The 509-nt window shown below is 52.8% G+C and carries 1 protein-coding gene; it reads right to left on the reverse strand.

From position 1 onward, the window contains the following. Window positions 1-80: 80 nt before the first annotated feature. Window positions 81-509: IS200/IS605 family transposase (tnpA, locus tag DBO86_RS14810; protein WP_146173169.1), on the reverse strand; the 429-nt coding region annotated here is incomplete at its 5' end.

The following is a 509-nucleotide window of genomic DNA, read 5'->3' on the forward strand; positions in this document are numbered from 1 at the left end:
ACAACCACCGACTGAAGTCGGTGGGTTAGTGACTTACGGACTGAAAGTCCGGATACGCGTCGACTGAACGACGCGTCGGATCAGTCAGGCTCCATCCTGAAATTATCGTTCGGGCTCGGCTCAAAATGATGCTCCAGATACTGCTTGATCATCTCTTCCGTCATCTGCCCAACCGTCGCGCAAAAGTACCCGCGAGCCCAAAAATGCTGCCCCCAATAGCGCTTTTTCAGATGGGGAAACTCCTCGAAAAGCTTGCTCGCCGTACGCCCCTTGATCCGCCTCATGATCTCACTCGGCGCCAAATTCGGCGGACTGCTCACCAGAATATGCACGTGATCCTTGCTCACCACACCTTTCACAATCCGAATTTCAAATGCTTCGCACGTCTGTCTCACCAGCTCTCGCACTCGCTCAGCAACCTCACCGCTGAGCACCTTGTATCGGTACTTAGTCACCCAAACAAAGTGATACTCGATCTGGTAGACCGTATGACTGCCGTATCTGTAATC

The sequence above is a fragment of the Ectopseudomonas oleovorans genome (assembly GCF_003052605.1).
GTDB classification, from domain to species: Bacteria; Pseudomonadota; Gammaproteobacteria; order Pseudomonadales; family Pseudomonadaceae; genus Aquipseudomonas; species Aquipseudomonas oleovorans_A.